Below are 6,125 nucleotides of genomic sequence, written 5' to 3'. Positions count from 1 at the left end.
CCTTAAAGCTAGACTAAAGGTCACACGCTTCGCGAATTACCACCCGTCACGCAAGACGGCCCTCGTCGGAGGCGTACGGCATAAGTCGCGCGTCCGCAGCTTCTTCGGTTTCATCATTGCCGAGATAAACGTGGTGCGTCCTTTGCTGACCGACGGCACCTAAGTTTGCCTTGACCGGAAATTAGTGCGTCACCAGGGGACAATCGCTATCGACCAGCGAACGGAACGCCTGGGAGCCAGGTATCACGCCCAGGATCTCGTAATAGTCCCAAGGCTTGGTCGATTCGGACGGTTTTTTCACCTGGGCAAAATACATATCGTGAACCATCCGTCCGTCTTCCCGGACGTGGCCATTGCGTGTGTAGAAATCCTCCACCGGCAATTCGCGCATTTTGGCCATGACCGGCTTCGCGTCGTCGGTGCCGGCAGCAGCGACCGATTTGAGATAGTGGCTGACGGCCGAATATGTGCCGGCCTGCGCCATCGTCGGCATTTTGCCGTATCTCGCAAAGAAGCGCTTGGACCAGGCCCTGCTCTCGTCGTTGCGATCCCAATAAAACGCGGTCACGAACTTAAGCCCCTGCGCGGCCTGCAACTCCATGCTGTGCACGTCGGAAATGAAAACCAGCATCGAGACCAAACTCTGCCTTTTCGCCAGCCCAAATTCATTCGCCTGCTTGATGGCCGTAATCATGTCGCCGCCACTATTGGCGAAAGCTACCACCTTTGCACCGGACGCCTGGGCCTGGAGCAGATAGCTGCTGAAGTCCGAAGTGCCGAGCGGATGCCGCACGCTGCCGAGAACCTTGCCTCCGGCAGACTGAACTGCGCTGGTTGCGTCTGCCTCCATTGAATGGCCAAACGCATAATCTACACTGATGAAAAACCAAGTATCTCCACCTTCCGCGACGATCGACTTGGCCAGACTAGTTGTGAGCGCATAACTGTCGTGGACCCAGGCTACCTCCGTCGAAGTGCATCCCTTGCCGGTAAAGGCCGTACTTCCCACCGCGCCGGCAATGACGATCCGGTTGAGGTCCGCAGCGAGTTGTTCAACAGCAAGTGCCACAGCCGAGTTGTCAAATCCAATTGCAATATCCACGCCCGCGATTTCGAACCAGCGGCGCGCCACTGCCATCCCGACATCAGCCTTGTTCTGGTGGTCGGCGAAAACGACCTCAACGGGCTTGCCCAACACCGAACCGCCGGCATCCTCGACCGCCATGCGCGCCGCGACGACTGAGCCCTGACCACCCAGATCTGCATAAACGCCGGATTGGTCGTTAAGGATCCCGATCCTTACGACACCATCGGAAATCTGCGCACTTGCTCCTGACATTCCGACGGCGGCGGAAGCAAGGACTAAAAACAGAATGCTTTGCAAACGCATAGCATCACCGCTGTCAAAAGTGCTTTGAGAACTGTCCTGCCGATCAGTTTAACTTAAGTCGCTCGCGACCAGAACACAATAAAATCTCATGTTCGACGGACACCTTAAAAATCCTGCACTGCCCAATGGAGGACCGATCTTCAGGGAGAAGCTGAAGCTTCAGTGGGCACTGAAGAAGTGCATAAAGGATCCGATGAACAAGGCGGTCATCGAACGGCTCGACAAGGATCCGATCGTTCTCAAGGAGGGCTAATACAGGCCGTCGACCGCGTCAGCGGAAGACGCGCCCGTCTGCTCGCGCCAGGACAGCATGTTGCCGCTGTGATCGGCACGCCAAGCGGCAAAGGCGCAGCGCGAGCTCAACTTCGCTTTGAATTCGACTTTCTGATTGCCTTACCGCCGGCGGTCACAAGACCGCTCGACGTCCGACCAACTCATCGATCTCGTCCGCCGTCATTCCTCGCCCGAGACTGGAGCGATGGCTCTTTTCGACTCAGTTCTTTGGCTTGCCCGGCGCCGCAACTGCGCGGAGAGGTGCGGGCGCACCGGCTTTTGGATCTGCTGCATCCACAACTAAGCTGTCGAATTCCATTCCGGGGCTGGCTTTGATGACGGGATCCTTCGGCACGCAGTCGGCAGGTTCGTACCACGGCGATTTCTCAATCGCTCCGCCCTCCAGAGCCTGTGCCATCAATTGCCCGATCTCGGGCCCGCTCAGCGGGACGAGACTGCCGTCTTCGTTTTTGTAGAGCTGAGGACAAAAATAGAGCGCATGTATCCGTGGATCATATCCGTCCAGAACAAGGAAGTATTCTGGCTTCCGGAAGAGCCTTCGCTTTTTTACGAGCTTCCTATCTTGCGTGGTAAGCGCGACTCGAAGCTTGTCGCGATCTTGGCCGACGACGGTGGCCGCCTCCAAAAGAACCAGCCAGTCTTTTGTATGCGCGTTGTCTTCGTGAATAGGAACCAGGGTTCCCTGCCGTCTGCTGAAGATGCTCATGATAGCAGCCTATCAAGCCGAACCACGGGGTCAACTCGACATGATCTCGAACGGACGGCGGTCCACACCCACGACGCGCAGTAGCTCGGCGGTACTTCGACGTTCAGGGGGCACGCGGGTGAGGGTCACACTCTCTCGGCAATCAAGGTGTGTCGCGCTCGCAACGCCACAAGAGTTTCAATGAGCACTGGTCAGTTTTACGCTTCACGCAGCGGCGAATCCTCGGTCTATAATCTCTGTACCTGAGGCGAATATTTCATTTCCCAAGGCGTAGCTTTGAAATCGGGTTCACGAGGTTGCTGACCAGCGCCCCCGCTGGCCTGTTCTTTTCTTCCATTGATTGCAAGGAGTGGTTGTCCGATGCCGATCCAGGTTTGGACGCTCGCCGCGTCGATCGGCTGGACAGTGATCACAGGCGCAATATTGCTTTACATGCTTTTCGGTCCAAACTGACGAGAGGCATTGTGGCGCTGGACCGATCACTCCAGCCGTTCGCTTTGAGGTAGGGTAGGGCTCGCTCGATGGACCGGCGGGTGGCGGAAGGGACGGGGGGCGGCCTGGAGTCTTACTTACCTGGGTCAGCTTGAGGAGCGGCGCGGCCGTCACAGGTCGCGGACGCCCGGTGCGTCCTCGAGGGAAATCACCTTCTCGAGCGGCGCGAGCGTATCCCTCTCGTCGTCGAAAACACCAGCACCAAACATCAGGCACTCGTTCGCGACCAGATCGAGCGTGACCGAAGCCTGTTGCACGAAGTCCTGGTGGCTGTAAGCACGCCCGAGTTCCTGTTGGCAGAACTGCTCAACCGTTTCCCGCAGGCGCATGGCAAGTCTGTTCGCGCTGTCCTTAAGTGGCATTTCATCTCTTCGAGGTGACGTTGTAAGAGGATGATTGCAAATATGACGGAAGTGCTCTTCCATCTTCCGGACGTTTTTTTACATTCTCCGGAATTTTATTCGCACGCCGCGCGATAAGATCACTTTGCGCCGACTGTCCTTGTGAACATAGGCTGGGGCGGCTTGGTGGATGAAGACGCGACAACGACAGGCCGGCCCACGCCGTGCTCGATGTTTCAAGACCGAGCCCTTGCCGCCCGTGGCGTAGTTCTGGGACGGCCCGAAGGTGTGGGCGACGCTTGCTTCCAATCGTGGTGATCTGAGCGGTGCTCGGGGCGACGACTTCTTCCTCGAGAATCTCGACCGATATCTGAACGGCGGAGCCCTGAGCAATCGCGTGAAACCCAAGGACATCGGGGTCGGAGAGGTTGAAGCGAGAGAGCTCCTGAGTTTGCTTGGAAGCACCGGCACGCGGCGGGCTCCTACCAACTGGGCGAATGGGATCGTGTATCCAAACAAAATCTAATGGCTGCATGTTGCTCCGGATTGCAAAAATCATGCTCGCTTTCTTCTCTTCTGCTTATCCTCGCTAATCATATGATATTGTTTTCGAAATATGAGATCCTCCAAAACGAAACGCGATAACGAGACTGGTTCGCGACGTTCCAGATTGGATACGGCCGTTGACTTTTGGATACATTTTGCTCAATTTCCTCTGGCAAGAATGAAGCTGGGGGGACGCGGTGACTGCTGGTTCAGGCGCGCGCGGGTGGAAGTTGACGCAGACGACAGCCGTGCTGGCAATGTGCGCGGTCCTAATCGTCGCGTTCTCGATATTCCTGCAGGGCTTTCTCACCCTCGGCAACTTGTTCGCGCTGGCTCGCAACATTTCCATTCTCGGCATTCTCGCCCTCGGAATGGCGGTGGTTGTCATCGGACGCGGACTTGATCTATCGCAGGTCGCCTCGTTTGCTGCTTCCACCGCGATCGCGATCATTCTGATGAATTCAGGCTACGCCACACCGGTCGCACTGCTGATCGGCTTCGTGATGGCGATCGCCATCGGCATCCTGAACGGGTTTCTCATCTCGGTCATCGAGATGCCGCCGCTTCTAACGACGCTGGCATCGAGCCTTGCGGTGTTGGGGATTGTACGCACCACTGCTGTGCAGCACTATGTCGTGTATTTATCGAAGGGGCACGACGAGTTTCTGCGGCTGGGCGGAAACATCTGGGGCGGCGTCCCGATCTCGATCTTGATCTTCGCGGCCACTGCGGTCGTCGTGCATCTCTTCCTGTCGCGCACCGTAATCGGGCGCTTCGTCTATGCCCATGGCGATAATCCCGACGCCGCGCGCCAGACGGGTCTGCCGACCCGTCCGCTGACCATGATCGAATACGCGCTGTGCGCTGCGATCGGCTATGTCGGGGGCGTGGTGATGGTCGCGCAGACGGCGCTCATGCATCTCCAGGTCGCTGAATCGACCATCATTTTCGACGTCATCATGGTCGTCGTGCTCGGCGGGGTCAGCCTCGTCGGCGGCCGCGGCAACGTGATGAGCGTCATTGCCGGAACGTTGCTGATCGGTGTTCTGTTGAACGGCATGACGATCATGGACATGGACGTGCAGACCCAGAACATCGTCAAGGGAATTGTGCTGCTGATCGCGATCCTGCTCGATTCCCGGCTGCATCCACGCGACGAGGAGACGTCGAAGCAGGGCGATTGACGCTCTGCATCCATCGAGAGGCCGCAAAAGTCGGCCGACATAAAAGGGAGGAATAGACATGACGAAAGCAGTGCGCAGGAAGACGCTTGCTGGCATCGGACTGGCCGCGATAGTGGCGACCGCCGCCCTGGTGGCGGCGCCGTCGCAGGCGGCTGGGCCGCGCGACCAGCTGCGCGAGAAATTCGACAAGGCCCTCAAGGGCAAGACGGTCGCCTGGTCGCCGGTCTGGATGGGCGTTCTGGAGTCCGAATGGACGCGCGTGATGAAAGATCGTTTCGATGATTACGGCATCAAGCTCGTCACGCGCGATGCAAATTTCAAGTCCGACGTCCAGCTTCAAACCGTCAGTGACTACATTAACGAAAAACCCGACGTGATCGTGGTGCAAAATCCGAATGTCACGCTGCTTGCCAAGGAGCTCAAGCGTGCGATGGACGCGGGCATCTATGTTGTGCAGGTCAACATGGCGTCGAACACCCTGACCGACGCCTATGTCGGTGTCGATGCCAAGGATCTCGGCAGCAAGATCGCGCACGAGGTTATCAATCAATGCGGCGGTGGCAAGGGCTCGGGCGAAATCGCGATCCTCGAAGGCGAGGCGACCGCAGCCTATTCGCTCGACATGAAGAACGGCGCCATGGAGGTGTTCAAGACCGATCCGTCGATCAAGGTCGTGTCGTCGCAGCCGACCAGTTGGGACGCCAACAAGGCTGGTGATATCACGACCACCGTGCTGCAGCAGCACCCCAAACTGTGCGGGATCCTCAGCGTCTGGGGACCGCAAACGGCCGGCGCGGCGCAGGCGCTCAAGGCGGCCAACATGGGCGACAAGGTGAAAGTATTTGTCGCCAGCGACGGCCAGCCGGCGGATTGCGATCTGCTAGAGCAAGGCGCGTTTTCGGCGAACCTGTCCTATCGCGCCGACGTGCAAGGGCAGACCATCGCCGACGCGGTGATCGCACTCTTGCAGAGCGGCGACAAGCCGGGTTTGAAGAACACCGCCTATTACACGACTCCCGCCTGGGTGAAGTCGAAGGACGATCGCATGTACTGCTTCAGCATCCCGAAGGGCGCGCAGTAAGTCGTTCCGGCGCCCGCGTCCACTGCGGCGCGGGCAGGCCGGAGTTGCCGATCCACATTCCCTGCGTCGTCCCGCCGTTCGGCGCCGCCCG

General features: G+C 58.3%; 7 protein-coding genes. 3 read left to right on the top strand and 4 right to left on the bottom strand.

The window, feature by feature from the left end:
- Positions 1–181: 181 nt before the first annotated feature.
- A complete protein-coding gene (locus JQ586_RS34725) occupies positions 182–1,390 on the bottom strand; it encodes an ABC transporter substrate-binding protein (protein WP_212399135.1) in 1,209 nt (402 codons plus the stop codon).
- Between the two features lie 88 nt (positions 1,391–1,478).
- Here JQ586_RS34725 and JQ586_RS34720 point away from each other — a divergent pair, with 88 nt between their 5' ends.
- Entirely contained in the window at positions 1,479–1,643 is a 165-nt protein-coding gene (locus tag JQ586_RS34720; RefSeq protein WP_212399134.1) for a hypothetical protein, read from the top strand.
- 240 nt (positions 1,644–1,883) lie between these two features.
- Here the strand turns inward: JQ586_RS34720 and JQ586_RS34715 are convergent, their stop codons facing one another.
- The 3 genes from JQ586_RS34715 to JQ586_RS34705 all read right to left on the bottom strand — a co-directional run bounded on the left by JQ586_RS34715 (position 1,884) and on the right by JQ586_RS34705 (position 3,782).
- Positions 1,884–2,390, bottom strand: coding sequence for a hypothetical protein (locus tag JQ586_RS34715; protein ID WP_212399133.1), 507 nt, complete (start codon positions 2,388–2,390; stop codon positions 1,884–1,886).
- Between the two features lie 602 nt (positions 2,391–2,992).
- Positions 2,993–3,244 (bottom strand): hypothetical protein, encoded by a 252-nt coding sequence (locus JQ586_RS34710; protein WP_212399132.1) that lies wholly within the window; start codon positions 3,242–3,244, stop codon positions 2,993–2,995.
- Position 3,245: 1 nt separating this feature from the next.
- Complete coding sequence (locus JQ586_RS34705) at positions 3,246–3,782, bottom strand: hypothetical protein (RefSeq protein WP_212399131.1); 537 nt, start codon at positions 3,780–3,782, stop codon at positions 3,246–3,248.
- 217 nt (positions 3,783–3,999) lie between these two features.
- Between JQ586_RS34705 and JQ586_RS34700 the strand changes: the two genes are divergently transcribed.
- Together JQ586_RS34700 and JQ586_RS34695 are read left to right on the top strand one after the other, a co-directional pair.
- Complete coding sequence (locus JQ586_RS34700; protein ID WP_249148539.1) at positions 4,000–4,953, top strand: ABC transporter permease; 954 nt, start codon at positions 4,000–4,002, stop codon at positions 4,951–4,953.
- Positions 4,954–5,011: 58 nt separating this feature from the next.
- A complete protein-coding gene (locus tag JQ586_RS34695; RefSeq protein ID WP_212399129.1) occupies positions 5,012–6,034 on the top strand; it encodes a sugar ABC transporter substrate-binding protein in 1,023 nt (340 codons plus the stop codon).
- The last annotated feature ends 91 nt before the right edge of the window (positions 6,035–6,125 follow it).

It is taken from the genome of Bradyrhizobium jicamae, assembly GCF_018130215.1.
Classification (GTDB): domain Bacteria; phylum Pseudomonadota; class Alphaproteobacteria; order Rhizobiales; family Xanthobacteraceae; genus Bradyrhizobium; species Bradyrhizobium jicamae_A.
Note: the sequence above shows the minus strand (reverse complement) of the source record. Positions and strands in the feature narration are given on the sequence as shown.

Coding starts and splice junctions, on each gene's coding strand:
- JQ586_RS34725 (WP_212399135.1), bottom strand. CDS start 1,390: ATGCGTTTGCAAAGCATTCTGTTTTTAGTCCTTGCTTCCGCCGCCGTC.
- JQ586_RS34720 (WP_212399134.1), top strand. CDS start 1,479: ATGTTCGACGGACACCTTAAAAATCCTGCACTGCCCAATGGAGGACCG.
- JQ586_RS34715 (WP_212399133.1), bottom strand. CDS start 2,390: ATGAGCATCTTCAGCAGACGGCAGGGAACCCTGGTTCCTATTCACGAA.
- JQ586_RS34710 (WP_212399132.1), bottom strand. CDS start 3,244: ATGCCACTTAAGGACAGCGCGAACAGACTTGCCATGCGCCTGCGGGAA.
- JQ586_RS34705 (WP_212399131.1), bottom strand. CDS start 3,782: ATGATTTTTGCAATCCGGAGCAACATGCAGCCATTAGATTTTGTTTGG.
- JQ586_RS34695 (WP_212399129.1), top strand. CDS start 5,012: ATGACGAAAGCAGTGCGCAGGAAGACGCTTGCTGGCATCGGACTGGCC.